At 50.6% G+C, this 25519-nt stretch carries 25 protein-coding genes; 18 read left to right on the forward strand and 7 right to left on the reverse strand.

All coding sequences use genetic code 11. From position 1 onward, the window contains the following. Positions 1–22: 22 nt before the first annotated feature. The 9 genes from pilM (at position 23) to BZG75_RS12445 (ending at position 8662) form a co-directional block, all read left to right on the forward strand. Positions 23–937 carry a pilus assembly protein PilM gene (gene pilM, locus BZG75_RS15235; RefSeq protein ID WP_108742921.1) on the forward strand — a complete coding sequence of 305 codons (915 nt, stop codon included), beginning with the start codon at positions 23–25 and terminating at the stop codon, positions 935–937. Then, complete coding sequence (locus BZG75_RS15335) at positions 934–1512, forward strand: PilN domain-containing protein (RefSeq protein WP_158009988.1); 579 nt, start codon at positions 934–936, stop codon at positions 1510–1512. The genes pilM and BZG75_RS15335 overlap by 4 nt, the downstream gene beginning before the upstream one ends. Beyond that, positions 1512–2117, forward strand: coding sequence for a type 4a pilus biogenesis protein PilO (locus BZG75_RS12415; RefSeq protein WP_077461551.1), 606 nt, complete (start codon positions 1512–1514; stop codon positions 2115–2117). Before BZG75_RS15335 ends, BZG75_RS12415 begins: the two co-directional genes overlap by 1 nt. An 8-nt stretch (positions 2118–2125) precedes the next feature. Further along, a complete protein-coding gene (locus tag BZG75_RS12420) occupies positions 2126–2638 on the forward strand; it encodes a pilus assembly protein PilP (protein WP_077461552.1) in 513 nt (170 codons plus the stop codon). A 12-nt stretch (positions 2639–2650) separates the two neighbouring features. Then, complete coding sequence (locus tag BZG75_RS12425; protein WP_077461553.1) at positions 2651–4396, forward strand: type IV pilus secretin PilQ; 1746 nt, start codon at positions 2651–2653, stop codon at positions 4394–4396. A gap of 144 nt (positions 4397–4540) precedes the next feature. Then, entirely contained in the window at positions 4541–5059 is a 519-nt protein-coding gene (gene aroK, locus BZG75_RS12430) for a shikimate kinase AroK (RefSeq protein WP_025739049.1), read from the forward strand. A gap of 19 nt (positions 5060–5078) precedes the next feature. After that, positions 5079–6158 (forward strand): 3-dehydroquinate synthase, encoded by a 1080-nt coding sequence (gene aroB / locus BZG75_RS12435; protein WP_077461554.1) that lies wholly within the window; start codon positions 5079–5081, stop codon positions 6156–6158. A gap of 11 nt (positions 6159–6169) precedes the next feature. Then, positions 6170–7759 (forward strand): AAA family ATPase, encoded by a 1590-nt coding sequence (locus BZG75_RS12440; RefSeq protein WP_077577176.1) that lies wholly within the window; start codon positions 6170–6172, stop codon positions 7757–7759. Positions 7760–7831: 72 nt separating this feature from the next. Beyond that, positions 7832–8662 (forward strand): Dam family site-specific DNA-(adenine-N6)-methyltransferase, encoded by an 831-nt coding sequence (locus tag BZG75_RS12445; RefSeq protein WP_077461556.1) that lies wholly within the window; start codon positions 7832–7834, stop codon positions 8660–8662. A 19-nt stretch (positions 8663–8681) separates the two neighbouring features. On the opposite strand, the gene BZG75_RS12450 is transcribed toward BZG75_RS12445, so the two are convergent. Further along, entirely contained in the window at positions 8682–8870 is a 189-nt protein-coding gene (locus tag BZG75_RS12450; protein WP_077461557.1) for a DUF2970 domain-containing protein, read from the reverse strand. A 150-nt stretch (positions 8871–9020) separates the two neighbouring features. On the opposite strand from BZG75_RS12450, the gene rpe reads away from it, so the two are divergent. From rpe to BZG75_RS12495, 9 genes are all read left to right on the forward strand, one after another. Further along, positions 9021–9695, forward strand: coding sequence for a ribulose-phosphate 3-epimerase (gene rpe, locus BZG75_RS12455; RefSeq protein ID WP_025744259.1), 675 nt, complete (start codon positions 9021–9023; stop codon positions 9693–9695). Between the two features lie 9 nt (positions 9696–9704). Beyond that, on the forward strand, positions 9705–10385 hold the full coding sequence (locus BZG75_RS12460; protein ID WP_077461559.1) for a phosphoglycolate phosphatase: 681 nt from the start codon (positions 9705–9707) through the stop codon (positions 10383–10385). Positions 10386–10445: 60 nt separating this feature from the next. Continuing rightward, on the forward strand, positions 10446–11459 hold the full coding sequence (trpS, locus tag BZG75_RS12465) for a tryptophan--tRNA ligase (RefSeq protein ID WP_198532346.1): 1014 nt from the start codon (positions 10446–10448) through the stop codon (positions 11457–11459). Positions 11460–11681: 222 nt separating this feature from the next. Beyond that, complete coding sequence (locus BZG75_RS12470) at positions 11682–14027, forward strand: ExeM/NucH family extracellular endonuclease (RefSeq protein ID WP_077577177.1); 2346 nt, start codon at positions 11682–11684, stop codon at positions 14025–14027. A 96-nt stretch (positions 14028–14123) separates the two neighbouring features. After that, positions 14124–14702, forward strand: a complete 579-nt coding sequence (locus BZG75_RS12475; protein ID WP_077577178.1) for an anthranilate synthase component II — start codon at positions 14124–14126, stop codon at positions 14700–14702. Positions 14703–15108: 406 nt separating this feature from the next. Continuing rightward, complete coding sequence (locus BZG75_RS12480; RefSeq protein ID WP_077461563.1) at positions 15109–16326, forward strand: aspartate aminotransferase family protein; 1218 nt, start codon at positions 15109–15111, stop codon at positions 16324–16326. A 29-nt stretch (positions 16327–16355) separates the two neighbouring features. Then, positions 16356–17378: an arginine N-succinyltransferase gene (gene astA / locus BZG75_RS12485; protein ID WP_077461564.1), complete on the forward strand. Its 1023-nt coding sequence runs from the start codon at positions 16356–16358 to the stop codon at positions 17376–17378. Position 17379: 1 nt separating this feature from the next. Beyond that, the gene (gene astD / locus BZG75_RS12490) at positions 17380–18861 is read left to right on the forward strand and encodes a succinylglutamate-semialdehyde dehydrogenase (protein WP_077577179.1); all 1482 of its coding nucleotides are present in this window, start codon (positions 17380–17382) and stop codon (positions 18859–18861) included. A gap of 10 nt (positions 18862–18871) precedes the next feature. Then, positions 18872–19663: a DUF1338 domain-containing protein gene (locus tag BZG75_RS12495; RefSeq protein WP_077461566.1), complete on the forward strand. Its 792-nt coding sequence runs from the start codon at positions 18872–18874 to the stop codon at positions 19661–19663. 118 nt (positions 19664–19781) lie between these two features. Here the strand turns inward: BZG75_RS12495 and crp are convergent, their stop codons facing one another. From crp to BZG75_RS12525, 6 genes are all read right to left on the reverse strand, one after another. Continuing rightward, on the reverse strand, positions 19782–20414 hold the full coding sequence (crp, locus tag BZG75_RS12500) for a cAMP-activated global transcriptional regulator CRP (protein ID WP_025673251.1): 633 nt from the start codon (positions 20412–20414) through the stop codon (positions 19782–19784). A gap of 249 nt (positions 20415–20663) precedes the next feature. Then, positions 20664–21533: a phosphoribulokinase gene (locus tag BZG75_RS12505; protein WP_077461567.1), complete on the reverse strand. Its 870-nt coding sequence runs from the start codon at positions 21531–21533 to the stop codon at positions 20664–20666. 56 nt (positions 21534–21589) lie between these two features. After that, on the reverse strand, positions 21590–21808 hold the full coding sequence (locus BZG75_RS12510; protein ID WP_025744266.1) for a YheU family protein: 219 nt from the start codon (positions 21806–21808) through the stop codon (positions 21590–21592). A gap of 147 nt (positions 21809–21955) precedes the next feature. Continuing rightward, entirely contained in the window at positions 21956–22927 is a 972-nt protein-coding gene (locus tag BZG75_RS12515) for a hydrolase (RefSeq protein ID WP_077461568.1), read from the reverse strand. Then, complete coding sequence (locus BZG75_RS12520) at positions 22911–23390, reverse strand: TIGR02444 family protein (protein WP_101494532.1); 480 nt, start codon at positions 23388–23390, stop codon at positions 22911–22913. Before BZG75_RS12520 ends, BZG75_RS12515 begins: the two co-directional genes overlap by 17 nt. An 8-nt stretch (positions 23391–23398) precedes the next feature. Then, positions 23399–25327 (reverse strand): ABC transporter ATP-binding protein, encoded by a 1929-nt coding sequence (locus BZG75_RS12525; protein WP_077461570.1) that lies wholly within the window; start codon positions 25325–25327, stop codon positions 23399–23401. Between the last annotated feature and the right edge of the window lie 192 nt (positions 25328–25519).

Genomic DNA, 25519 nt, shown 5'->3' on the forward strand with positions numbered 1-25519 from the left:
TGACGTTGGAGCCTAACACGAAATGATTCCAAGTTCGGCAGTTTTAGGTATCGCTTTGGGCCAAACGGAAAGCCACGCGATTGCGCTATGCCCGTCCCCTTCATCCTTCAAGGTTTCCGGGCATCATATCTTGACCGCTGGTGATGAAGACACCCTGACAACCACGATGAAAACGCTCAAAGACACACTATTGAGCCGAGTGTCCTGGTATCAACGTTTGTCACCGAGTGTGGTGGTAGGCGTTGAGGATGACACCGTGATCAGTAAGACCCTGATGGCAGCCGATGTGGATGATCCTCTCGAGCAGGAAGCCGTGGTCGGACAAGCATTAGGCATGGCGCTCAATATGGAAATTAGTGGTCTTTTCTTCGATTTCACCAAACAGCATGCGTTGAACCATCAGCCAGGACAGGCGCAGTACCAGGTAGTGGCCTGTCGCCAACAGACACTCACGCCAATACTTTCGGCGTTGAAAGACGTGGGATTAAAGGTAAGTGTTGTCGATACGCAGCAGCATGGGCTGCAAGCAGTTTATGATGCGTTGATAGGTCACTACCAACCACAGACTTCACCGCTATGGCTACATCTCGATGCCGGCAAGTTGACGGCGGTGCGCGCGTTATCCGATGGCGGGCTGTACCAACAATCTTTGACCGTCGCAATGCCGCTAGGAGGATCTGGCTCAGAAGGCGAGGCAACGGCATCCTCTCGCGTTCTACAACAACATTTGGATCATGCCTATCAACGCGTGGAGAGCGAACACGCGGTGCCTATCTCAACCTTATGGCTAAGCGGTCACTGGCCCAGCGACATTCTCTGCCCCTCATCTGCCCAACGTGTGTTTATTCAACCTGGCGAACCCTTTGGCGCGCCCTCTCTAAGCCCTCATGCTTGCTCGGCGCTTGGGCTTGCGCTCCGAGGAGCGAGCGGTTCATGAGGATTAACTTACTCCCCTGGCGCGCGCAAGTGCAACGTCGACAGGCACGCCATTTTATCCTGCAAACCCTTGCGGTTGTGGGGAGCGCACTGATCATCGGGATGGGATTCATCCAGTGGCAGCATTATCAGATAGCGGGGCAGCAACACCGTAATCAACAACTTGAACAAGGCATCACGCAGTTTAAACAAACCTTAGTGCGCTTTGAGCAACAAGACACTAAACGTCGCGCCTTGCAATCACGGCTCGGGTTGGTCAATCAACTGCAAAGACAGCGTAATAATGTCACTGAGGTGCTCAACTTTATACCGACGGTGATGCCTGCTGGTGCCTATTTAACCCGGTTGGCACAACAAAAAGGCCATATCCGTTTAGAAGGGTGGGTGAATTCAAACGCAGAGCTCGCGCGTTTGCTGGCCGCGTTGGAAGCGCAGCAAGCGGTAGAGGGGCTCGATATCGATACCGTAGTGACGGGTGATCACACCGTCGGGCCCAATAAACGGTTTCGACTGAGCTTTTCACTGACACACTATGTTTCCCCCCAATTACCGGAGCGCGAGGAGGACGAACAGTGATGGATTCGATGGCATGGGAGTGGCGACGACTACCGTTTGCGCCTTGGTCGGTAAAGCTGAGTTTATGGGGTGCTTTACTGATAGTAATGGGGTATGTCGGCTGGTTAGGCGCTGGACAGCCAAATCAAGCGACCTTGCTTGATGCTCACCGGCAAGAGTCTCACCTGAAAGCACGTTATCGACAGTTAGCGCATGAGGTGGCTGCGTTACCCGATGTCCAGGCGCAAATAGAGACGCTTAATCAACGCTACGCAAGACTGATTCAGCAATTGCCTGAGGAAGAAGAGCTCGCGGGCCTGCTGGCTGGTGTGAACGAGGTGGGGATGCGTCACCAGTTGCAGTTTGAAACGCTCGCATGGCAGCCGAGAAAGCAAGGAAGCTGGCTAGACGCCATTCCAATCAACATTGTGCTTGAAGGCCAGTATCGAGATATTGGCGCGTTCAGTGCCGATATTGCCGCGATGACTCGCTTAGTGTCATTGCAGGACTTTGTCCTCGCGCGCGAGGCCGAACAGCCGCCGTCTGCAGCGCCATTGCAATTTTCGGTGTCTGCGACGACGTATCGCTATACCGGCCGCCCCGCGCTCAATCAACCCACAAACTAGGACGCGTCATGTTAAGAGCCAGTGTATTTGTGTTGATCGTGATCTTGAGTGGTTGTCAAAAAACGGATGATGACATTCATCAATTTATGCGCCAGGTGCAAGCGCAAGCGACGGTTACCGCGACACGCATGCCGCCGCCTAGTGTTTATCAACCTGTCCCCTTTGCAAAAGAAACGCGCGATCCATTTGTTTTATCGGTCGCAGCAGACCCACAACGGATGTCTCCTGGTGATTGCTGGCAACCGGCCTTGCATTGGCGTGACAGTCCGCTTTCAACCTTACCTTTAACACAACTTGAAATGAAAGGAAGCCTCACTAAAGGGGGGCAAAAACAGGCACTCATTGCTTTGCCGAATGGGATGGTCAAGCAAGTCGCACGTGGCGACCGGCTTGGTGAACACCACGGCCGAGTGATGGCGGTGACGCGTGATCATGTCGCGATAAACCAGGCACTACCTGATGGTTTAGGATGCTGGCAGCAACGGACCGTGACGCTTTCAATCGAACCTAACCTGTCGTAAAGGATAACTGTTATGATGATTTTCGCGGCGTATAACGCCCGATATACCCTTATACCGTGGTCGCTTGTGCGCGTGGCGCTGATCCTGGTGTGTTTTATGGGCGCGTCCGCTCAGGCTGCGGAGATGACAACCTTGAGCCAGTTACAGTTAACCCGCTCTGCTCAGGGAGAGGCACAACTGATTTTGGGCTTCGACAGCCCTGCGATCATGGCGGATTTTCGTCAGCCGAGCGCCGATCAACTCCATATCCGATTACCGCAGGTAACGATTAAACCGTCATTAATGAAGCGGATCGATACCCAAGACAGGGATTCAGCAATTACTGCGATCGATGTGTCGCAATCCTCTGGACACGCAAAAATTTATCTGCAAGCGGCGCAAGCGATCGCCTTTGATTACCATCAACAAAAACAACAATTAGTGGTAACCATACAAGCCACCGAACCGACGACAGCTGCATCCTTTGATCCGAATGCACCGATTTCGATCAACTTCCAAGACATTCCAGTTCGCGCTGTACTCCAACTGATTGCTGAGCAAAATCAGTTTAATTTAGTCACCTCAGACAGTGTTCAGGGCAATATCACCATGCGGATTGACGGTGTGCCTTGGCAAGACGTGTTAGAGGTTATCTTAAGAGTGAAAGGGCTGGACAAGCGTCAACGTGGCGAGGTGATGCTTGTTGCCCCTCGTCGAGAGCTGATGGCGCAAGAAAAACAGGATTTGGAAATGGCGCAGCAAGCAGAAACCTTGTTGCCGCTATCGTCGGCGGTTATCACCGTGAATTACGCCAAAGCCAGTGAGGTAGCCGCATTAATTCGCGGTCAAACGCAAGGCGTGAGCTTGTTATCTCCAAGGGGGGCGGTGTCGCTGGATGAGCGGACCAATGCGATCATCATTCGCGATATTGACAAAAACATTGATCGTATCCGCACCTTGGTTCAGCACCTCGATGTGCCGGTTAAGCAGGTGGAAATCGAAGCGCGTATTGTCACGGTAGAGCAAGGCTCGGTCGACGAGCTTGGCGTACGTTGGGGGCTTTTGAATCGCAACGGCTCAACCACGGTGGGATCCTCGGTCGAAGGGAATATCATGTGGGATAGCGATTTGGCGCAGCAAGGTCCTGATAGCCTAAATGAAGCCGCCGGTGAGGGGAGCAGTATTGGTGATTTCCTCAATGTTAATTTAGCTGCAGTCAATCCTTCTGCCTCGAGCATGGCCTTTCAAGTGGCTAAGTTAGGCAACGATTTACTGCTCGACTTGGAGCTTTCTGCGCTCGAGAGCGAACGAAAAGCCGAAGTGGTCTCGAGCCCAAGATTAATCACCACCAACAAAAAAGCCGCCTATATTGAACAAGGGACAGAGCTGCCGTATTTGGAAGCCTCTTCCAGTGGGGCGGTGGCCGTCTCTTTTAAGAAAGCGGTGTTGAGTTTGTCGGTCACGCCTCAGATCACGCCGGATAATACCTTGGTGCTGGATTTAAAGCTGACCCAAGATATGCCGGAAAAGTCGGTCGTGGCCGGAAAAGGTGAGGCGATGTCGATCAGTACCAAACGGATCAATACCCAAGTCTTGGCGCGGAATGGTGAAACTGTGGTCTTAGGTGGCATTTTTCAGCACACGATGATCAACAAAGAAACCAAAGTGCCTCTCCTTGGAGATATTCCCTTGCTCGGAGGTTTGTTTCGACATCAGTTAAAAGACCATGCAAAACGCGAACTTCTGATCTTTGTGACCCCTAAAATCGTCACAGGGTAGGTTAGGTGTTGCCAAAGGGGTCACTGTCCTGAGATAATTTTTAATCTGATCACGAAATATCTGTGAGGAATTGGCGCCTCGGGCTTTTTACATTAAGCCTGCGGGCGGTGTTGTCTTATTTAACCGCGCGTAAAATTGCTTAAAATGGCTGAAAAACGAAACATCTTTTTGGTAGGCCCTATGGGGGCTGGTAAAAGCACAATTGGTCGTCATCTCGCTCAGCAACTTCACATGGAATTCTATGATTCTGATTCAGTGATTGAAGATCGTACTGGAGCAGACATTGCATGGGTCTTTGACGTTGAGGGTGAAGAAGGTTTCCGTAAACGCGAAGAAAACGTGATAAACGACCTCACTGAAGAGCAAGGTATCGTTCTCGCGACTGGCGGTGGCTCGATTATGAGCAAAGAAAGCCGTAATCGCCTCTCTGCTCGTGGGGTGGTGGTGTATTTGGAAACCACCATCGAAAAGCAGCTCGCACGTACCCAACGCGATAAGAAACGACCATTGTTGCAAACTGACCAACCACGTGAAGTGCTGGAATCATTGGCAGAAGAACGTAATCCTTTGTATCAAGAAATAGCGGATTACGTTGTACGAACTGATGATCAAAGCGCTAAAGTGGTGGCAAATCAAATCATGGCGCTCTTAGAGCAGCAATAACCGACCACAGGACCCGACCATGGAACGGATAGACGTTAACTTAGGGGCACGTAGCTACCCTATCTCGATTGGTGAAGGGCTGTTAGCAGATGCGAGCCTGTTTGAGGGCGTCCATTCCCGTCGGGTTGCTGTTATTAGCAATGAGACAGTGATGCCGCTTTATAGCGCCACTCTGGTCTCAACCCTTCAGCGGGCAGGCGCAACTGATGTAGCCTGCCTTAGCTTGCCTGATGGTGAAGCGTATAAATCGCTCGAAACGTTTAACACCATCAACACCTTTCTTTTAGAAAATAATTATAACCGTGATGTCGTGCTCGTCGCCCTCGGGGGCGGCGTGATTGGCGATATTGTTGGATTTGCCAGTGCTTGTTACCAGCGCGGCGTTGATTTTATTCAAGTTCCCACGACATTACTGTCGCAAGTCGATTCGTCCGTCGGTGGGAAAACAGCAATTAATCATCCTCTTGGCAAAAACATGATTGGCGCATTTTATCAACCCAAAGCGGTGGTGATTGATACGCAGGTGCTAAGCACCTTGTCCGGTCGTGAGTTTGCTGCGGGGATGGCAGAAGTGATCAAGTATGGTGTGATTGCCGATGCCCCTTTCTTTGATTGGCTTGACAGTGAAATGGTGGCGCTGACCGCGCTCTCTCCTGATGCATTGATTTACGCGATAAGGCGTTGTTGTCAAATCAAAGCCGATGTGGTGGCCGAAGATGAAACCGAAACAGGCGTACGCGCGCTGTTGAATTTGGGGCACACGTTTGGTCATGCGATTGAAGCCGAAATGGGCTACGGCAATTGGCTTCATGGTGAAGCGGTCTCGGCTGGAACCGTGTTGGCGGCACAAACGGCGTGCCAGCATGGCTTGATTGATGAAAAAACGGTTACTCGCATCACGGCCCTGTTACAAAGTGCACATCTTCCCGTGCAGGCTCCCCGTGAAATGGACTACGATGCTTTTATTAAGCACATGATGCGTGATAAAAAAGTGCTTTCAGGACAGTTGCGTCTGGTTTTACCAACAGCGATAGGCCAGGCTCAAGTGGTTGCAGATGTTCCACACCAGCTAATCGCTGATGTGATTGATGCCGGTTAACCATTGAATGCATGACAGACACGTTTGATACGCTAGCTCTGGATCTGGAAAGCCAAACCCAGCTCCTTTCTCGACTGCAATTTATCACTCGATTTAGCGCGAATCTGATCCAAGTCACCGGGCCTGATGGGGCGGGTAAAACCTGGTTAAGTGAGCGCTACATGGAGCAGTGGGCGGATGCCCATGTTCATGCCTTACTCGCGTGCCATACGGCACAAAGCGATGACCAACGTCGCGCTATCTTGCTGCGACAAATTGTCAAAGACGGTGTTTTTAATCAAGCGGATCCGCTGTTAGATAGCTTGACGATGATGCTTGACGGGGCTGGGTGTGATGCACTCATTGTGATTGATGATGCGCATCGGCTGACTCCTGGATTACTGTCTGAGCTATGGGCGTTGGTGCAATATGCACAGCATCAAGCACACTGGCGGATTAATGTTGTACTCTTTGCCTTGCCAGGAAAGTTGAACAAGTGGCTACGTCAGGTGTCTTACGGGCACGACCAAAAGCCGCTGGAGCTCGAGATCTCGCCGCTTAATGACGGTGAAGAAGAGATGTTCATCGATGTGTTAGCCGTCACGCAACGTATTGATGCAGCGGGTAAAAAACAGTGGTTAGCCAAGCTTGCTAATCAAACCGTTTACCCCGGCACCATCATGGGAAAGGACAATCAGGAGATAGGCGCTGTGAGTAAAGACAATAAAAAGCCCGCGAAAAATAATAAACCCTTTTTAATGCTGCTGTTGGCCGTGGTGCTGATGATTGTGGGTGCCGGTGCGATCTGGTGGGCTTTTCCGAGTCAAGATGAGGCCTCGTCGGCTGAGACAATGCTCCCTGACGGGTTAAAAAACTTGGATGATTTGCTCAACGAGCAGCAAGCGACCACTGACCCACAAACCCTTGATGGGCAAGAGACGGGCCAAGATAGCAACTCGGCAGTGGATCAAACCGACACCGTAGCGGGATCGAATGCAGCGGTGACCGATGATCAGGCGAATTTACCGCAGGAAGTCAACGGTGAGGGGTTAACCGTCGGTCGCAATGATGCGGGCCAGAGAGTGGTTTTACCTGATGATGTTGTCGACGCCATTATTAACGAACAAGATGCCGGTGGCGATGGCACCCAGGCGGTTGAGGAACCACTTGCTAGCGAGATTAACCAAGCGATTCCTGCGCCCGCGACACCGGATGAGCCCTCAGATCTGGCGCAATCGCAAAATACCGCCGCCTCGCCGTCTACAGAGGCAGCATCTACAGAGACAGCGTCGACAGCGGCCAGTGATGATCGCTTATCTTTTGACGCGCAAGCTTTGCTTGATGTACCTGCCCAGCGTTATGCCCTGCAGCTTGCAGCCTTGCGTTCGCGTCAAGATGCGACAGACTTTATCGCTAACTACCAACTGAGTGATCGGGTTCAGGTATATCAAACCCAACGCAACAATGCTGACTGGTACATGGTGTTACTGGGTGATTATGCCAGCGTCACGGATGCGCGTCGTGCGGAACTGACATTGGCGGATAATCTGCGGGCGCTGCAGCCGTTTGTGAAGTCTTTTAGTCAGGTTCACCGTGAAATCAACCGCGCAAATGGGCAGTAAAATCCGCTGATTGATGAGCCAAAATAGGGTACAATCCGCCCCTTTTCACACCGCAGAGATAGATCAGGGGCAATGAGAAAGCATCGCGCGTTTCTAAAGTGGGCTGGTGGTAAATACTCGCTAGTCGATGACATTCGTCGTCATCTTCCCGAAGGGAACACGCTTATCGAGCCCTTCGTCGGTGCTGGATCGGTATTTTTAAACACCGATTACGAACATTACATTCTGGCTGACATCAACCCAGATCTTATCAATCTATACAATATTATTAAGCAAACGCCGTTGCGTTTTGTGGCGGATGCGCGCGTCTTCTTTTGCCAAGAGTACAACCAAAAAGAGCGCTATCTAGATGTCCGCCGGGAGTTTAACCTTACCACAGACCCTTATTTGCGTTCGCTGTACTTTTTGTATATGAATCGTCACGGCTTTAATGGCTTGTGTCGGTACAATAAAAAAGGCGGTTTCAATGTCCCATTTGGGTCGTACAAAAAGCCATATTTTCCGGAAAAAGAGCTCGCGATCTTTGCAGAAAAGGCCCAGCGTGCGGAATTTGTATGTGAAGGGTATGGGGAGAGTTTTGCTCGGGCGACGAAAGGGACAGTGATTTATTGCGATCCCCCTTACGCGCCTTTAACTGCTACGGCGAATTTTACCACCTACGCCACCAATGGTTTTACGCTGGATGATCAAGCCTTGCTGGCTGAGCATGCTGAGCAAGCATCGTTGGCCCAAGGGGTGCCGGTATTAATCTCCAATCACGATACGCCCTATACACGCCGTTTATATCGTGGTGCGAGTTTTAATGTGGTGAAAGTTAAGCGTACCATCAGCCGTAATGGCAATGGTCGTAATAAGGTGGATGAGCTATTGGCACTTTTTTCCCCTCAGCCATCCACGCCTTAAGCGCTGTTGCCTCAAGCGCTCACGTCAACCAGCTCACGATCACCAGCAGCGCGCCAATGACGAGTCCGATCATGATAACGCCGGTAATGATATAAATTGCCGGTGAATCATAGCCGAAATCTCGCTCGCGATTGCGTTGTGATTGCACCCCAAACAAAGCAGCGACGACACTTGTCACTACCTGTTTTAGTCTAGGTTTTTCGCCCATCCTGCCTCCATTTTCAGCTTCTGTTTTTACTCTAGTTAATTCTCTGGCACTTGCCAGTGTTCGCTGAGATTAAGCATGGTTAAGGTAAGACTTCATGGCCGATATCGGGTAGAATTACGGCGACTTTTTGGCAATTGAGGCGACCGCACTATGAAGGATTTTTTGATTGCGCCATCGATTTTATCTGCAGACTTTGCCCGATTGGGTGAAGAAGTTGAAAACGTATTGGCGGCGGGTGCAGATGTGATTCACTTTGATGTGATGGATAACCATTACGTTCCGAACCTGACATTTGGTGCCCCGGTTTGTCAGGCTTTACGTGACTATGGGATCACCGCACCGATTGATGTTCACTTGATGGTTAAGCCGGTCGACCGCATTATTCCTGATTTTGCTAAAGCGGGCGCGAACATGGTGACGTTTCATGCTGAAGCCAGTGAGCATATTGACCGCACGTTGCAGTTGATCAAAGAGCACGGCATGCAAGCGGGTTTGGTCTTTAACCCGGCAACGCCGCTCCACCACTTAGATTATGTGATGGATAAGCTCGATATGATCCTGTTGATGTCGGTCAATCCTGGGTTTGGCGGCCAGTCTTTTATTCCCACCACCTTAGATAAACTGCGTGAGGTCCGTCAGCGTATTGATGCCAGCGGGCGAGATATTCGTCTGGAAATTGACGGCGGTGTAAAGGCCAATAACATTGCAGACGTTGCCCAAGCGGGCGCGGATATGTTTGTCGCAGGGTCGGCCATTTTTGGTCAACCGGATTATAAAACCGCAATTGAAGAAATGCGTGCCGAACTGGCAAAAGTAGAAAGGTAATGAAGTCGTATGAGCCTGCGTTATATTGCATTTGATTTAGATGGCACCTTGGTTGATAGCGTGCCCGATTTGACCCAAGCGCTGCAGATGATGCTGGCGGATTTGGACCGGCCAACAGTGAGTGTAGCCGAGGTGACCGGTTGGATAGGGAATGGTGCGGATATTATGATTCGTCGCGCATTGTCCCGTGCGCATGATTATGATCCGAGCCTGGACCCTGCGCTCGTTGCAAAAGCTCGAGAACGTTTTAACTACCATTATGAGCACAATGGTCACGAAAAAACGGTGCTATATCCTGGCGTGAAAGAGACGCTCACCGCGTTGCACCAGCAGGGTTATCAGCTGGGCGTCGTCACCAATAAACCGTTCGCTTTCGTGCCTGCTATTTTAGAGGATTTAGGTTTAGCGGCCTTGTTCAGTGATGTGATTGGTGGTGATAGTCTGTCAACCAGCAAACCTGACCCAGAAGGCTTGCACCTGTTGCGCGATAAGCATGGCTTAACCAATGCCCAGATGTTGATGGTCGGTGACTCAAAAAATGATATCTTAGCAGCACACAATGCGGGAATGGCCTCCGTTGGCCTCACTTATGGCTACAACTACGGTGAGCCAATCAGTGACAGCCAACCTAGCTATGTACTGGACCATTTTAGCCAGCTAGAGGCAGTGGTGGCCAATTACTCCGCGTAACGCTTTTTACCAGCAAATAAAACCGCCCACACGGGCAACATGTAAAGGAACCGAATCATCATGAGTCAATCTTCGAAACCCATTGTATTGAGTGGTGTGCAGCCCTCAGGCGAGCTGAGTATTGGTAATTATCTGGGCGCGTTGCGTCAGTGGGAACAGATGCAAGATGATTATGATTGCCAGTACTGTGTGGTGGATTTGCATGCCATTACGGTTCACCAAGAGGCGGATTCCCTGCGCGAAGCGACTTTAGATGCGCTAGCGCTGTGTCTCGCGGTGGGAGTCAGTCCAGAAAAAAGCAACTTGTTTGTCCAGTCCCACGTGCCTGAGCATGCGCAACTCAGCTGGGTATTAAACTGCTACACCCAAATGGGTGAGTTGAATCGGATGACCCAGTTTAAAGATAAGTCGCAGCGCCATGCAGAGAACATTAACGCGGGATTGTTTAGTTATCCGGTATTGATGGCGGCAGACATTCTTTTGTATCAAACCAACCAAGTGCCGGTGGGTAACGATCAAAAGCAGCACCTTGAACTGGCGCGTGACGTTGCGACCCGTTTTAATAATCGCTATGGCGATGTGTTTGCTCTGCCTGAGCCTTACACACCCGATGTCAATGCGCGGGTGATGAGCCTGCAAGATCCGACCAAAAAAATGTCGAAATCTGACGATAACCGTAACAATGTGATCGGGCTGCTCGAAGATCCAAAAGCGATTGCGAAAAAAATCAAACGTGCGGTCACGGACTCAGAAGAGCCGCCGCGTGTCCGTTTTGATAGTGCACAAAAACCGGGTGTTTCCAACTTGCTTGGGTTATTGTCTGGGGCGACGGGTGAGTCAATTGATACGCTAGAAAAAGCGTATGAAGGCAAGATGTATGGCCACCTGAAAAAAGACACTGCAGACGCCGTCGTCGCGATGCTAGAGCCGTTGCAAGCGCGCTATCATGCGTTTCGAGCTGATCGCGCAATGCTCGATAGTGTGATGCAAAAAGGGGCGGCGCATGCCTCTGCACGGGCACAAGACACCTTACGCAAAGTCTATGATGCGGTCGGTTTTGTGCCACGTGTGTAGCACGCGTTTGTAATAGTACAAACCTGGTATAATCACAAAATAAGTAAGCAGCGGGCCAGTCTCGCTGCTTTTTTGATCAAGGTTGAACCGGCCTCTCACTTCTAACGAATTCATCAATAATCGCTAGCCTCGATGCGATTCATATCACGTCATATTCTGTATCTATCATGAATAATGCACCCGATTTTCGAGTAAACACTCAATTTACGTGAAGGAACAGGTATGAAAAAGCCATTGATGTGGTCGCCCCTTGCTTTCGTGCTGGCCGGCGTTGCACTGCCCGCGGCGGCAAAAGCGCCACTTACCGAGAACTACCAATGTGGGGTGACAACCCCAACCCCCATCTACGCCATTCAAGGTGATGGTGCACGGAGCCCGCTCGTCCCAGATGGCCAATATAGCTCAGACAAAACCTATGCTGTACAAGGGGTGGTGACGGCGATCACCCAAGGCCTATACAAAGGGGTCTGGATTCAAGATCCGCAAGGCGATGGTAACCCGGCAACGTCCGACGGATTGTTTGTCTATTTGCGTGACGCGCAAGACTTAGACTTGGTGCCCGGTGATACGCTTTGTGCCAGCGGGAAAATCAAAGAGTATTACGGGCATACCCAACTGGGTGTTACCGATGAACAAGTGGCTAAGGGAGCACCTCAGGGGACGATTGCACCGACGGCACTCCGTGTTCAACCCGATGAGACTTTGCACGAGGCACTTGAGCGCTACGAAGGGATGTACGTCACCATGGACGCGGATAGCGATTTGGTGATCACGCGTAACTTTGGCTTTGACTACGATGCCTTCCGTAACAATATGGTGTTATCGCATCAATCCCCTTTATACAAACCCACGCAACAGTATCCCGCGTTAACGCCTGACGCTGAGGCACTCGCCGCGAAAAATAGCGATAACCAGCTGTATATCGAGAGCGATCAAAAAGCGAAAGACGGCAAGATCCCATATTTTCCAGGCTTAGATGCCGAGCAGGGATATCTACGTATTGGCGATCGGGTCGAGCGTTTGAGCGGTGTTATGGGTTATAGCTACAACCAATACCGACTTGTTGCAACAAACACCATCACTGCCGGTGATATTGTGCACCAAAATGATCGTCAACCGGCACCGAATAACGTGCCTGGCGCTGACATTAAGGTGGCCAGTTTTAACGTACTTAACTATTTCACCAGCGCCAGTGCGGTCGGTGGCCCACTCAACGTGACCTGTAATGATCGTGCCGATGCCGATGCGAATCGTGGCTGTAACCGTGGGGCGAAAACGGCGGCTGAGTTTGGGTTGCAACGCACTAAAATTGTCAATGCACTCACCGCGATGGACGCCGACATTGTCGGTTTGATGGAAATTGAGAATAATGGCTTTGAGGCTGGCAGCGCCATTGCTGATCTGGTGACCCATTTAAATGCGCAATTTGCTGACTCGCGTGATCATTACCAATTTGTCGAACCCAGTGACCAAGAGAAAAATCAGGGCGCCTATTTTGGCTCAGATGCGATTATGGTGGGCATGATTTATCGCCCCGCGAAGGTCAATCTCGCAGGTGAGGCGCAAGCGGTACCCATGCCAGAGCAGCATATCAGCGGCGAAAGTCCAGACGGAGAAACTAAGACACTCGACAAATACCAGCGTGATAGCCTAATTCAACGTTTTATGGTTAATGACCAGCCGCTCAGTGTGGTGGTGAATCACTTTAAATCGAAAGGCTCAGGCTGCTATGAAGACTGGATTGCGGGTGAGTTTGATACTGATACCGCGGATATGCAGGGACACTGCAATGCGTTTCGCGTGTCTGCCGCCGTTGCATTGCGTGACCATCTCAAAGCGGTCGACGGTGACGTATTAATTTTGGGTGATCTCAATGCTTATGCGCAAGAAGATCCGGTGCGGGTGCTAACGGATTATCAGCGTACTGAGGGCCAGCGCGATATTATCACCGCGGCGGGCACTGAAATTCGTGGTGTGCCTATGCATCCAACGCCAAGCGTCGTTGAGCAAGGTCTTGGTTATACCAACCTCGCAACGCAGTGGTTAGGGGATAAAGCCTACTCGTACTCATTTTCTGGAGAGCTGGGCGCGTTAGATCATGCACTCGCCAATGCCAGTTTGGCGAGCAAAGTGGTCGGGGTGGAAGAGTGGCATATTAACTCAGTAGAGAGCACTCTGTTTGAGTACAGCCGACAATATAGCGGAGAATTGGTGAAATCGAGTAATCCATTCTCGTCATCCGATCACGATCCTGTGCTGATCTCACTCGATTATCCTGAGCCCGTGGTCCCCGTCTCGGTGACGATCAATAATCGCAGTTTCTTGCCTATTATCCCCTTACTTAATGGACAAAAAAGTCCGGATCATGCGTGGATGAAATGGCGCGCGACGCGCACCTTTGACCAGGCTAGCCCTTTGGTTCAATCCTTGGCGCTGCAGACGGATGATTCGATAAGGGTATCCGTGAAAGCGCTAGGGCTGATCCCGGTTTACTGCGGCCGTGCACCTGCAGATAGCGCGATGACGGTTAAATACACCGGATTTCGCTGTCAGCTCACCCAGCCGTAATCTTGTGGCGGGCAGCGAAGGTTGCTCGCACCTGGATGACGCCTATTCAGCACTGTGGTAGCATCATGCCGGTTTTCCATCGCATGGCGTAGCACAGTGCTTCTTATCATCGATAATTACGATTCCTTTACCTATAACCTTTATCAGTGCTTTTGTGAGCTGGGCGCATCGGTCCATGTTGCGCGAAATGACGCCATTAGTGTGGCGGATATTGAGGTGATGGCTCCCTCGCACATCGTTATCTCCCCTGGCCCTTGTACCCCGGATGAAGCGGGGATTTCCTTAGCGGTGATTGCACACTTTGCCGGGAAAATTCCAATTTTAGGGGTTTGTCTTGGCTATCAGGCGCTGGCACAAGTATTTGGCGCGAACGTCGTGAGAGCTCGTACGGTAATGCATGGCAAAACGTCCCAAGTTACCCACCAAGGAGAAGGGGTCTTCGCAGGCCTGCCTAGCCCTGTCACTGTCACGCGTTATCATTCTTTATTAGTTGAACCTCAAAGCCTACCTCACTGTTTGGCCGTCACAGCGACCGCTATCGATAACGATGGCAGTGAGATTATAATGGCGCTCAAACATCGGCAGCTGGCGATTGAGGGGGTGCAATTTCATCCGGAAAGTATTCTGACGGAGCAGGGCCATGCCTTGTTAGCCAATTTTCTTCAACAATCTTAGGTAGCGGTGCGGGCAGGTTAATATGTTCGTCTTTTGACGCTCTATCTGTGGCGGCCTCTATCGTGCAGCCTTTACCGTATGTCTTCCTTTCTTGAGTCTTTTTTTTCAGCAATGGTTGCAAAAAATAGCGATCTTTATCACTAATTTTACATTTCGCTGTTTTTAATCACTTTGTCAACGGCTGCAACCTTATGCAACTGTCGGTCTCTAGTCCGTTAATCTTGCCTTCTTAGCATCATAGCCTTACTCACTTTCATCTTCTCTTTGCTCACAGTTTATGCATAACTATCTCTTTAAACTGCATGAGCTTTGTTACCATGCTGAAAACAAAACATAATCTGCTATTGCTGCGGTTAAAATAATGTAAATACTATGCCTCATAGATAAAACATAGAAGGATTGAGTGATGACAATGGAGCACAAAGTAGAACGTAAACTCTTCGATGAAGTCATGGTGCCATGTTACAACCCAATGCCGATGATTCCTGATCACGGTAAAGGGTCGCGCATTTGGGACCAAGAAGGCCGAGAGTATATCGATTTTGCCGGTGGTATCGCGGTGAGCTGTTTAGGCCATTGTCATCCGGTCATGGTTGATGCGTTAACCGAGCAAGCCCAGAAACTGTGGCATTTGAGTAATGTCATGACCAATGCGCCCGCGTTGCGTCTGGCTAAACGCCTCACCGAACTCTCATTTGCCGACCGCGTGTTTTACGCTAACTCGGGCGCTGAAGCGAACGAAGCGGCCCTGAAACTGGCACGTCGTTGGGCAAAAGAAGAACATGGTGAGCATAAAAGTGAAATCATTGCCTTTACCAAAGGCTTCCATGGTCGCACCTTCTTTACTGTCACCGTAGGTGGTCAGCCCGCGTATTCCGATGGCTTTGGACCTAAACCCGGCGATGTAACACACCTTCCTTACAATGACATTGCCGCATTGGCCGATCATATTTCGGACCGAACCTGTGCGGTGATGATGGAGCCTTTACAAGGTGAAGGTGGGATTGTGCCGCCAGAGCCAGGTTTTCTCCAAGCCGTGCGTGAACTGTGTGATAAACACAATGCGCTTTTAGTGTTTGATGAAGTGCAAACGGGGAACGGGCGCACCGGTACTTTTTATGCTTATCAAGAGTCTGGGGTCGAGCCCGATATTTTAGCCACCGCAAAATCACTGGGTGGCGGGATCCCAATTGGTGCCATGTTAACGACCGACGCCTTGGCTGCGCATATGAAGCCGGGGGTTCACGGCTCTACTTATGGCGGTAATCCACTGGCCTGTGCGGTGGCAGAAGCGGTGGTTAATGAAGTGACCAAACCCGACGTGCTTGCCGGTGTCATAGAGCGTGAGCAATGGTTCCGTGACGGGTTAGAAGCGATCAATGATAAATATGGCATCTTCAGTGAAGTGCGTGGCAAAGGCTTGTTACTCGGTGCGGCACTGAACCAAGACTGGGAAGGCCGAGCACGCGATATCTTGGTTGCGGCAGGCGAAGAAGGCTTATTGGTTCTCGTTGCCGGGCCTAATGTGGTGCGTTTTACTCCCTCACTGGTCATTACCAAAGCGGATATTGAAGAAGGAATGGCACGCCTAGAACGTGCGATTGCCAAGGTCGTCGCAGGATAAGCGACCTGACTCACTCGGAGGGATTTGAGATGTTAGTTATTCGGCCGATCCGTGCATCAGATTTTGATGCACTGATGTTGTGTGCGGAAGCGTCCGGGCATGGATTCACCTCCTTGCCGGTCGATGCCGATTTGCTACAGGGGCGGATTAATAATTCGCTCGAGAGTTTTGCCAAACAGGTGACAGAGCCGGGGCCAGAGGGATATCTGATGGTCGCCGAAGATTTAGAAACCGGTGAAATCGCAGGGACCACGGGCATCGAAGCCGCCATTGGTCTTGATAACCCGTTTTACAGTTACCATCTGACCAAGGTGGTACATTCATCACGCAAACTGAACGTGCACAACATTGTTGAAGTGTTGACCTTTGGCAACAACTACACGGGGGCGACAGAAATCTGCACCCTGTTTATGCGTCCAGAGTTTCGTGGCGGGTTAAACGGTAAGTTATTGTCTAAATGCCGCTTCCTAATGCTGGCGCAATTTCCAGAGCGCTTCGCTGACGTGGTGTTTGCCGAAATGCGCGGTGTGTCGGATGACGAGGGCAACTCGCCATTTTGGCAGTGGCTAAAAGACAACTTTTTTAACATTGACTTTACCTTGGCGGATTATCTCACCGGGATTGGTGCCAAAGGGTTTATTGCCGACTTAATGCCTAAATTGCCGATTTATGTGAGCCTACTGAGTGAGGAAGCTCGTGCAGTTATCGGTCAAGTGCACCCGAATACCCGTCCAGCATTACGCTTGTTGGAAAAAGAGGGCTTTTCTTGCCGTGGTTATGTCGACATCTTTGATGCGGGCCCAACGGTAGAATGCTTACGCCCCAATATTGAGTCTGTACGTCACTCTTTCACCGCCTCAGCGCGCGTACGAGAGCACAGTAGCGCACAGGATTATTTAATATCGAATACCGATTTTGCTGGCTTCCGTGCCACCGCGGCGAAAGCTGCGATCGATCACGAAACCAATCAAGTTGTGATTAGCCCAGCGGTTGCCGATGCATTGAATGTAAAAAACGGCGATCAACTGCGTTTGATTGCTATGGGGGGATAAAATGACAAAGCAATCAGCAGGCCATTTGATTCATGGCGAGTGGGTGAAAGGCGAGGGCGAGATCATGACCTCGCAAAACCCCTTTGATAGTCAATGTATTTGGCAAGGTGCAGAAGCGAGTCGTTCGCAAGTGGAGCAAGCGGTCAGCGCCGCACGCGACGCGTTTTTGCGTTGGCGCAATACCGATTTTTCTGAGCGCCAAGCGCTGGTGGAACGCTTTGCCGAAATAGTGAAAGCCAATACCGATGAACTGGCTCGGGTCATTGCCGAAGAAACGGGCAAACCCTTGTGGGAAACCAAAACCGAAGTCGGGGCCATGGTAGGCAAAGTGGCGATCTCCTTGCGCGCGTACCACGAAAGAACAGGCTCACGTGAAAAAGACGTCAATGGCACCCAAGCGGTATTACGCCATCGTCCACTTGGCGTTATGGCGGTATTCGGGCCTTACAATTTCCCTGGGCATCTACCTAATGGCCACATTGTTCCAGCTTTATTGGCGGGCAACAGCGTAGTATTTAAACCCTCTGAGCTGACGCCAAAAGTCGCAGAGAAGACTTTGGGCTATTGGCTCGAAGCGGGATTACCGCAAGGACTGATCAGCCTGGTACAAGGTGGGCGCAATACCGGTGAGGCGCTGGCCCAAGCGCGCGGTATTGACGGTTTATTGTTTACCGGTAGCGCCAATACGGGGCATATTCTTCATCGTCAGTTTGCTGGCCAGCCCGATAAAATGCTGGCGCTGGAAATGGGGGGCAATAACCCCTTGGTGGTGAGTGATCAGTTCGGTGATTTAGACGCCACCGTATACACCATTATTCAATCGGCCTACCTCAGTGCCGGTCAGCGGTGTACGTGTGCACGCCGCCTGCTACTGCCTGAGGGAGAAGTGGGTGACAAGATCTTGACTCGCCTAGCACAATGGACCAAAACCGTGCGAGTGGGCGGACAGTTTGATGATCCCGCACCTTTCATGGGCGCCCAAATTTCAATGGCTGCCGCCGAGGGGATTTTGGCCACACAACAAAAATTGATCGATCTGGGAGCAACCCCCGTCATAGAGTGCGAGCATTTACACGATGCGGTGATTTCTCCAGGGATTTTAGATGTGAGTGGCATTCAAGCGTTACCCGACGAAGAGTATTTCGGTCCGCTACTACAAGTGCAGCGCTATCAGGATATGGCTGATGCGATCACGAAGGCGAATGATACCCGCTATGGTTTGTCGGCAGGCCTTATCAGTGAAGACGAGGGCGAATGGCAATACTTCCTCGATCATATTCGCGCAGGGATTGTGAATCGTAATCGTCAGTTGACAGGGGCAAGCGGTGATGCGCCATTTGGCGGGCCAGGTGCGTCGGGTAATTTACGTCCAAGCGCTTACTATGCCGCCGATTATTGCGCTTATCCCATGGCATCAATGGAAGGGGAGCAGGTGGTACTGCCTGAGACGTTCGCCCCCGGTATTCCGACTCAACAAGATTAAGGAGACCAACATGGACAGTGGCCAAGCGTTATTCGATAAATTATGGCAAGACTATATTAACCGTCTTTGCCCATCGGCACATCAGGTACATGCCTTGCTCGAAGAAGGGCAGCCTTTAATCAATGATCATATTGCCTTGCGGACATTTGGTTTGCCCAAGGTTGGGCTTGAGGTCTTGGCGCGCCCCTTCCTGGCGCTAGGCTATCAGCAAAAAGGGGACTATACCTTTGAAGCGAAAAAGCTCAATGCCTGCCATTTCGAGCACCCCGATCCTTTGATGCCGAAAGTGTTTATCAGTGAATTGATGGTCGAGCAATGCTCGCCTGCGCTGCAAGCCATTGTTCACAAGCTGGTGGCACAAGTCGATGCGTCGTCACTAACAGGGAGCGATTTTCTTCATCAGGGGCGGCTTTGGGACATCGATAGCGCCACCTATCAAGCGCTTGCTGAGGAGAGTGAATACGCGTCCTGGGTAGCCGCGCACGGTTATGGTGCGAATCATTTCACGGTGAGTGTCAATCAGTTAAAGGCTCATGATCATTGCCAATCGGTTAATCAAAAGCTGCGAGACAATGGCTTTGCAATTAACGAAGCGGGTGGTGAAGTAAAAGGGGACGCATCCGTTTATCTGGAGCAATCCTCCACCATGGCTGACCGTGTCGCTGTTGTTTTCTCTGATGGCACGCAAACCATTCCAGGTGGGTTTTATGAGTTTGCTAAGCGTTATGTGTTGCCCAACGGTGAGTTGTACCAGGGATTTGTTGCCGCTTCAGCGGATAAAATTTTTGAGAGCACGCACTAATAAATAGCTGATATAACGAGGCATACACAGTTAAGGAAGAGTTCGCTCTTCCTTTTTTTTGTTTTAAAAAGAAAAACCGACGCCAGGGCGTCGGTTGGGAATACAGAGAGCGCTGTGATTAGCGGGTACCGTATACCACGATGGTTTTACCATGGGCTGAAATAAGATTTTGCTCTTCCAGCATTTTAAGAATACGCCCCACGGTTTCACGCGAACACCCAACGATTTGGCCAATTTCTTGACGTGTGATCTTAATTTGCATGCCATCAGGGTGCGTCATGGCATCGGGTTGCTTCGCTAAATTCAACAAGGTTTGCGCAATACGGCCCGTGACGTCCAGGAAGGCAAGATCCCCCACTTTTTGGCTGGTCACTTGCAAACGGCGCGCCATTTGTGAGGACAAACGCATTAATATATCAGGGTTAACCTGGATCAGTTGGCGGAACTTTTTGAATGAGATTTCTGCCACTTCACAAGGAGACTTAGCCCGAACCCAAGCGGTACGCTCCTGATCATCTTCGAAAAGGCCTAGCTCACCGATAAAATCACCTTGGTTAAGATAAGACAGGATCATTTCCTTGCCTTCTTCATCTTTGATTAGAACGGCGACAGACCCTTTCACGATGTAATACAAGGTCTCCGCTTTTTCGCCTGCATGAATCAGCGTGCTTTTAGACGGATACTTGTGGATGTGACAATGTGAAAGGAACCACTCGAGTGTAGGGTCTGTTTGAGGTTTTCCTGGAACCATATAACTTATTTCCTCTGCATGTGTTGCCCGGCAACAACGTCCTATCTTTGTCTGAGGGGTAACCCACCAGATCTATGCACAGAATACGAAGTCTGGGCGCGGGCTACAAGCTCACTGTATGTTAACAAGAGTGTATCTTTTTTTGTTAGCAATTTCTTGATTTTGATCTAGGCCAACCGCCTAAAAACCTGGCAAAAACGTGGCTAAGATCACGGCTTGAGAAGTAATACACGATAGATGCGCTACGCCCTAGCCAATCTTGCCTTTTTCGATTAGCTGCTGAATCAATGGACGGATGATAAGTTCCATCGCAAAGCCCATCTTACCGCCTGGCACGACGAGTGTATTATGCCGTGACATAAAAGACCCCGTGATCATTTGCAGCAGATAAGGAAAGTCGACGTTTTTCATCCCTCGAAAGCGGATCACCACAAAGCTCTCATCCAACGAAGGAATGCCTTTGGCGTTCAGTGGGTTGGAGGTATCGACCGTCGGCACCCGTTGAAAGTTAATGTGAGTGCGTGAGAATTGCGGCGTAATATAATGCAAATAATCGTCCATCGACCGCACAATTGAGTCGGTGACCGCTTCGCGTGAGTGGCCCCTATCGCGGGTATCGCGGACAAATTTCTGAATCCACTCAAGGTTGACGATCGGGACCATACCAATCAATAGGTCGACATGTTGGGAGACATTGACCTCACCATCAACCACACCGCCGTGCAAGCCTTCGTAAAATAGTACGTTGGTATTGTCGGGTAAATCCTGCCATGGTGTGAAGGTCCCTGGCATTTGATTGTAGGGCACCGCTTCATCAAAGGTATGCAAGTAGCGGCGATATTTGCCTGTGCCGAGTTCACCGTACTCACGGAAAAACTGCTCTAATCGCGGAAAATCATTGGCGGTGGGGCCAAAGTAACTAATGTGCCGTCCTTGCTCACGTGCTTTACGGATCTCGACGTCCATTTCCGGTCGCGTAAAGCGATGGAAACTGTCCCCTTCTAGCCACGCCGCTTTGATGTTCATCATCTGGAACATCTTACGGAATGCTTCGGACGTGGTGGTGGTCCCTGCTCCTGAAGAGCCGGTGACCGCGATGATTGGATGTTTAGCCGACATGACGCGCCCTGTCATTCAGTCTGAATGTGTATCGCTGTTTATTGCGTACAGCGATGCTAAGATCTGAGTGCTTCCTTACGACGAATATCCACTGTCTCGTGCAACTCAGAATACACAATCACGGCGTCGCCGGATTGCAGTTGTTGGCGAACATCCGCCACTTTTTGTGCAAAGCTGACTTCCTGCTCACCATAATCGGTTCCTTCCCGTAACACAAAGTGCTCGATTAAACGAGTCAGTGTTTCCTCAGGGACCGATTGCCAAGGAACCATCATACTACATCACCTTTTGTTGATTTATGGCTGAGACGTTAGGGTGCTTGATGCTGATATTGTGAATCAGCTCGCATTTTACCCAATCATTCAACACAATGCAGTAGATCAATGTGCGTCGGTCTTTTTTGCTTTGCGTGGCGTCCCTTTTTAACGGGACGAGCAAAGGCGTGAGGCTAACCAGTGAGGCACCGACTGCTCCAGCCAGAACTGTGGCTGGCGCCAACTGCCGGTAACAAAACCAACATGCCCACCATGCTCGCTCAGTTGATAGTCAATATTCGCGGGCAGAGGCGAGGTTGGGATTACTGCGTCGGTCATAAAGGGATCGTCTTTCGCATGGATAATCGCAAGTGGGACCGTAATAGCGTCAAGGACAGATAAACCACTACAGCTTTGATAGTAGTGTTGAGCATCGTCAAAGCCATGCAGCGGTGCGGTGACCGTTTGATCAAACTCGAACAGAGTTTTAATCTTTGGCCGCTCCCCAGCATGCCACCGACCCACTTTTTGGTGTCGGGTAAGTTTTTCCGATAAGGTTTGTCGCATCGACCGTAGCAAATACGCTTGATAAACACGGGAAAACCCTTGTTGAATACGGGTCGAGCACGCCGCTAAATCGAGCGGGGGAGAAATAGCACAACTACAACTGACAATCGGATCATGCTGATAGTCGGCCAGGTAGCGCACCAACATGTTTCCTCCCAAAGAGACTCCCACAGCGGCAATCTCATTGTTCGGGTAGGTCTGGCGTAAATAGGTCAAAAATGCCCGAGCGTCCTCCGTTTCGCCGGAATGATAAGTCCGCGGCGCGCGATTAAGACGGCCACTGCAACCGCGAAAATGCATCACCACACCGCACCAGCCTTGCTGTTTGAAAGCGGCCAATAATCCATTGGCATAAGGGCTATCAAAGCTTCCTGCTAGGCCATGAAACAAGACAATAATAGGCTGTCCTACTTCGGGATGATGCGTCCATGCAAGATCGACAAAGTCACCGTCAGGTAGATCAAACGCTTGCCAAATAGGCGCAAAAAGCGGTTGCCGGCGCAGCAGGCGTGGCAGTAAGGTTTGCAGATGCGCATTACGGGCAGTTGGAATGGGATTAAAGGGTGTCATCATCGTCTGCTCCATCCTCTTTTGTAGGCCGGTCTACCCGTAGTGGTGTATAGAGATTTCGGGCAGAGGGGGATAGCTGGCGGCAATAATAGGCCAAGGGAGACGCGGCTTGTGTGAGCCAGGATTGACGATTAAGCACTTCAATCAAGTCTTGTTGCTGGAACTTTTCTAAACTGAGTTCAAAGTTGAGCATTTTTTTATATTGGCCGGTGCCCACGCGTGGCTTGAGATCGCGTCTTAGATGGCGATAAGCGATCAGCAAATGTTCAGACCGGCTCAAGGCGTGCTTAAGCTGGGTGAGGCTCTCGGGGCTAAGCCCGTAACCATGGCTTTCAATCCAAGCGAGCAACAAAGCAAGGTTCACATTGCCTTGGTGCTCGTCTTGTAATTTAAGGCAGGCTTGTTTGACCTCTTGCTTAGCATAGTGGTGCAAACAAAACTGCCAAAGATCGGCGGCGTTTGCCATCCCAGGCGTTAGTGTTGGTTGAATGTCGCCTCCAGGGCTTCTAGCGCTTCTTGTTGCTCCATCCATTCTTGTTCCACCTCTTCGAGCGTCGACTTTGCATCGGCTTGGCGTTGCAATTGCTCCGTTAAACGGGCTTTGTTGTCACTCTGGTAAATAGCGGGATCCGCTAATTGGTTTTCTGCTTCTGCGATAATGGCAGAAAGTTGTTCGATCTTTGTGTCTAAACGGTCAATTTTTTTTCGTAGTGGCGCCGTTTGTTTTCGGCATTCGGCTTCACGACGCTTTTGTGCTTTTCGATCTAACTGCGTTTGCTGTGGGGCAAGTTTTTCGTCTGCGGCTTGCTTTTTGTTTTCCGCACGATCAGCGCGTTGTTGTTCGGTCAGCCAGCGGTGATAGTCGTCTAAGTCGCCATCAAAAGGTAGCACTGCGCCCTTGTCCACCAAATACAAGTCATCGGCTGTCGCACGCAATAAAAAGCGATCGTGGCTGACGATCACCATCGCGCCATCATAGGATTGCAATGCGAGCGTTAACGCTTGGCGCATGTCGAGATCCAAATGGTTAGTCGGTTCATCCAACAGTAACAAGTTCGGTTTTTGCCAGACTAACAATGCAAGGACTAAACGTGCTTTTTCGCCGCCAGAGAAAGGGCCAATGTTTTCCAACGCTTTGTCACCTTGAAAGCCAAACCGTCCGAGAAAATCTCGCAGGGTTTGCTCGGCAGTAGTTGGTGCTAAGCGATTTAGATGCTGGAGCGGCGTTTCATCGATACGTAAGGTATCGAGTTGATGCTGGGCAAAATAACCTATTTTCACCCCTTGAGAGTAGCTTAGCTCGCCAGCCATCGCCGGCAAATCGCCCGACAATAACTTGATCAGCGTTGATTTGCCCGCACCGTTACGCCCTAACAGGCCAATGCGCGCCCCAGGCACTAAGTTAAGGCGAATGTTCTCGATAATTGGCGTTTTGTTATAGCCAGCGGCCACCTTATCCATCATAAGAATGGGAGTGGGCAATGCATCAGGGGGTAAAAAGGTAAAGCTAAATGGATTATCGTATTGAGCCGGTAGCACCTTTTCCATGCGTTCCAGCGCTTTTATCCGACTTTGCGCTTGGCGGGCTTTGCTGGCTTTGTATCGGAAACGGTCAATGTAGGATTGCATGTGAGCAACTTGCTTTTGTTGCTTCTCATATTGCGCTTGCTGTTGTGCTAACTTTTGCGCGCGCATGCTTTCAAAATCCGAGTAGTTACCGGTGTATTCATTCAGCTTAGCGTGCTCAATATGAATGATACGATTGACCACAGGATCAAGAAAATCACGGTCGTGTGAGATCAAGACCAAGGTTCCCGGGTACTGCTGCAACCATTTTTCTAGCCACATCACTGCGTCTAAATCGAGGTGGTTGGTGGGCTCGTCGAGTAGCAGTAAATCTGAGCGACATAACAAAGCTTGTGCCAAGTTAAGTCGCATGCGCCAGCCCCCAGAGAACTGCGTTAATGACCAATGGATTTGCGTCTGACTGAACCCCAAGCCATCCAGCAAACTTGCGGCGCGCGCCTCTATGGTATAGCCGCCAATCGCATCGAGCTTATCGTGTAACAACGCCACTGCATTGCCATCATCGTTGGCTTCGGCGTTACGCAACGCGTCTTGCAGCTCACGGTATTCGGTATCGCCATCAATCACATATTCCAGCGCACTTTTATCCAATGCGGGGGTTTCTTGTGCCACCCAAGCCACTTGCCATTGACTGGGGTAATCATAGTGCCCTGCATCAAGCGAAAGTTGGTGGCGTAGCAAGGCAAACAGGCTGGACTTGCCACAGCCATTTTTACCCACCAAGCCGACTTTGTCGCCGGGTGCAATGATGGCAGAGGTGTGGTCAAGCAGGGGCTTACCACCACGAAGCAATTGAATGTCGGAGAAGCGAATCATGATTACTCAGTCTGTCTTGGGTTGATGGATGCACGTTGCGCGGTCGTTATACCAGCTTGATGCGGAGATTGCCAAATCCCACCCCGTGGCGAGAGTGGTTAGACAGGGGGTTAGCCTTTTTGTATGTTAAAGTTAAAACATGGCATAAAGAACAGATTGCGTGCTTGGCCAATCATAACGACAAGGAAGCGT

Source organism: Salinivibrio sp. AR640 (genome assembly GCF_001995405.1).
Taxonomy (GTDB): Bacteria; Pseudomonadota; Gammaproteobacteria; order Enterobacterales; family Vibrionaceae; genus Salinivibrio; species Salinivibrio costicola.

What these genes read in the sequence shown, in the direction of transcription:
- aroK (WP_025739049.1), top strand. Translation starts at nt 4,541, where the DNA reads ATGGCTGAAAAACGAAACATCTTTTTGGTAGGCCCTATGGGGGCTGGT.
- crp (WP_025673251.1), bottom strand. Translation starts at nt 20,414, where the DNA reads ATGGTTCCAGGAAAACCTCAAACAGACCCTACACTCGAGTGGTTCCTT.
- BZG75_RS12445 (WP_077461556.1), top strand. Translation starts at nt 7,832, where the DNA reads ATGAGAAAGCATCGCGCGTTTCTAAAGTGGGCTGGTGGTAAATACTCG.
- BZG75_RS12450 (WP_077461557.1), bottom strand. Translation starts at nt 8,870, where the DNA reads ATGGGCGAAAAACCTAGACTAAAACAGGTAGTGACAAGTGTCGTCGCT.
- trpS (WP_198532346.1), top strand. Translation starts at nt 10,446, where the DNA reads ATGAGTCAATCTTCGAAACCCATTGTATTGAGTGGTGTGCAGCCCTCA.
- BZG75_RS12440 (WP_077577176.1), top strand. Translation starts at nt 6,170, where the DNA reads ATGACAGACACGTTTGATACGCTAGCTCTGGATCTGGAAAGCCAAACC.
- BZG75_RS12425 (WP_077461553.1), top strand. Translation starts at nt 2,651, where the DNA reads ATGATGATTTTCGCGGCGTATAACGCCCGATATACCCTTATACCGTGG.
- pilM (WP_108742921.1), top strand. Translation starts at nt 23, where the DNA reads ATGATTCCAAGTTCGGCAGTTTTAGGTATCGCTTTGGGCCAAACGGAA.
- BZG75_RS12460 (WP_077461559.1), top strand. Translation starts at nt 9,705, where the DNA reads ATGAGCCTGCGTTATATTGCATTTGATTTAGATGGCACCTTGGTTGAT.
- BZG75_RS12480 (WP_077461563.1), top strand. Translation starts at nt 15,109, where the DNA reads ATGACAATGGAGCACAAAGTAGAACGTAAACTCTTCGATGAAGTCATG.
- astD (WP_077577179.1), top strand. Translation starts at nt 17,380, where the DNA reads ATGACAAAGCAATCAGCAGGCCATTTGATTCATGGCGAGTGGGTGAAA.
- BZG75_RS12520 (WP_101494532.1), bottom strand. Translation starts at nt 23,390, where the DNA reads ATGGCAAACGCCGCCGATCTTTGGCAGTTTTGTTTGCACCACTATGCT.
- BZG75_RS12470 (WP_077577177.1), top strand. Translation starts at nt 11,682, where the DNA reads ATGAAAAAGCCATTGATGTGGTCGCCCCTTGCTTTCGTGCTGGCCGGC.
- BZG75_RS12495 (WP_077461566.1), top strand. Translation starts at nt 18,872, where the DNA reads ATGGACAGTGGCCAAGCGTTATTCGATAAATTATGGCAAGACTATATT.
- BZG75_RS12415 (WP_077461551.1), top strand. Translation starts at nt 1,512, where the DNA reads ATGGATTCGATGGCATGGGAGTGGCGACGACTACCGTTTGCGCCTTGG.
- BZG75_RS12505 (WP_077461567.1), bottom strand. Translation starts at nt 21,533, where the DNA reads ATGTCGGCTAAACATCCAATCATCGCGGTCACCGGCTCTTCAGGAGCA.
- BZG75_RS15335 (WP_158009988.1), top strand. Translation starts at nt 934, where the DNA reads ATGAGGATTAACTTACTCCCCTGGCGCGCGCAAGTGCAACGTCGACAG.
- BZG75_RS12420 (WP_077461552.1), top strand. Translation starts at nt 2,126, where the DNA reads ATGTTAAGAGCCAGTGTATTTGTGTTGATCGTGATCTTGAGTGGTTGT.
- BZG75_RS12525 (WP_077461570.1), bottom strand. Translation starts at nt 25,327, where the DNA reads ATGATTCGCTTCTCCGACATTCAATTGCTTCGTGGTGGTAAGCCCCTG.
- rpe (WP_025744259.1), top strand. Translation starts at nt 9,021, where the DNA reads ATGAAGGATTTTTTGATTGCGCCATCGATTTTATCTGCAGACTTTGCC.
- aroB (WP_077461554.1), top strand. Translation starts at nt 5,079, where the DNA reads ATGGAACGGATAGACGTTAACTTAGGGGCACGTAGCTACCCTATCTCG.
- astA (WP_077461564.1), top strand. Translation starts at nt 16,356, where the DNA reads ATGTTAGTTATTCGGCCGATCCGTGCATCAGATTTTGATGCACTGATG.
- BZG75_RS12510 (WP_025744266.1), bottom strand. Translation starts at nt 21,808, where the DNA reads ATGATGGTTCCTTGGCAATCGGTCCCTGAGGAAACACTGACTCGTTTA.
- BZG75_RS12515 (WP_077461568.1), bottom strand. Translation starts at nt 22,927, where the DNA reads ATGATGACACCCTTTAATCCCATTCCAACTGCCCGTAATGCGCATCTG.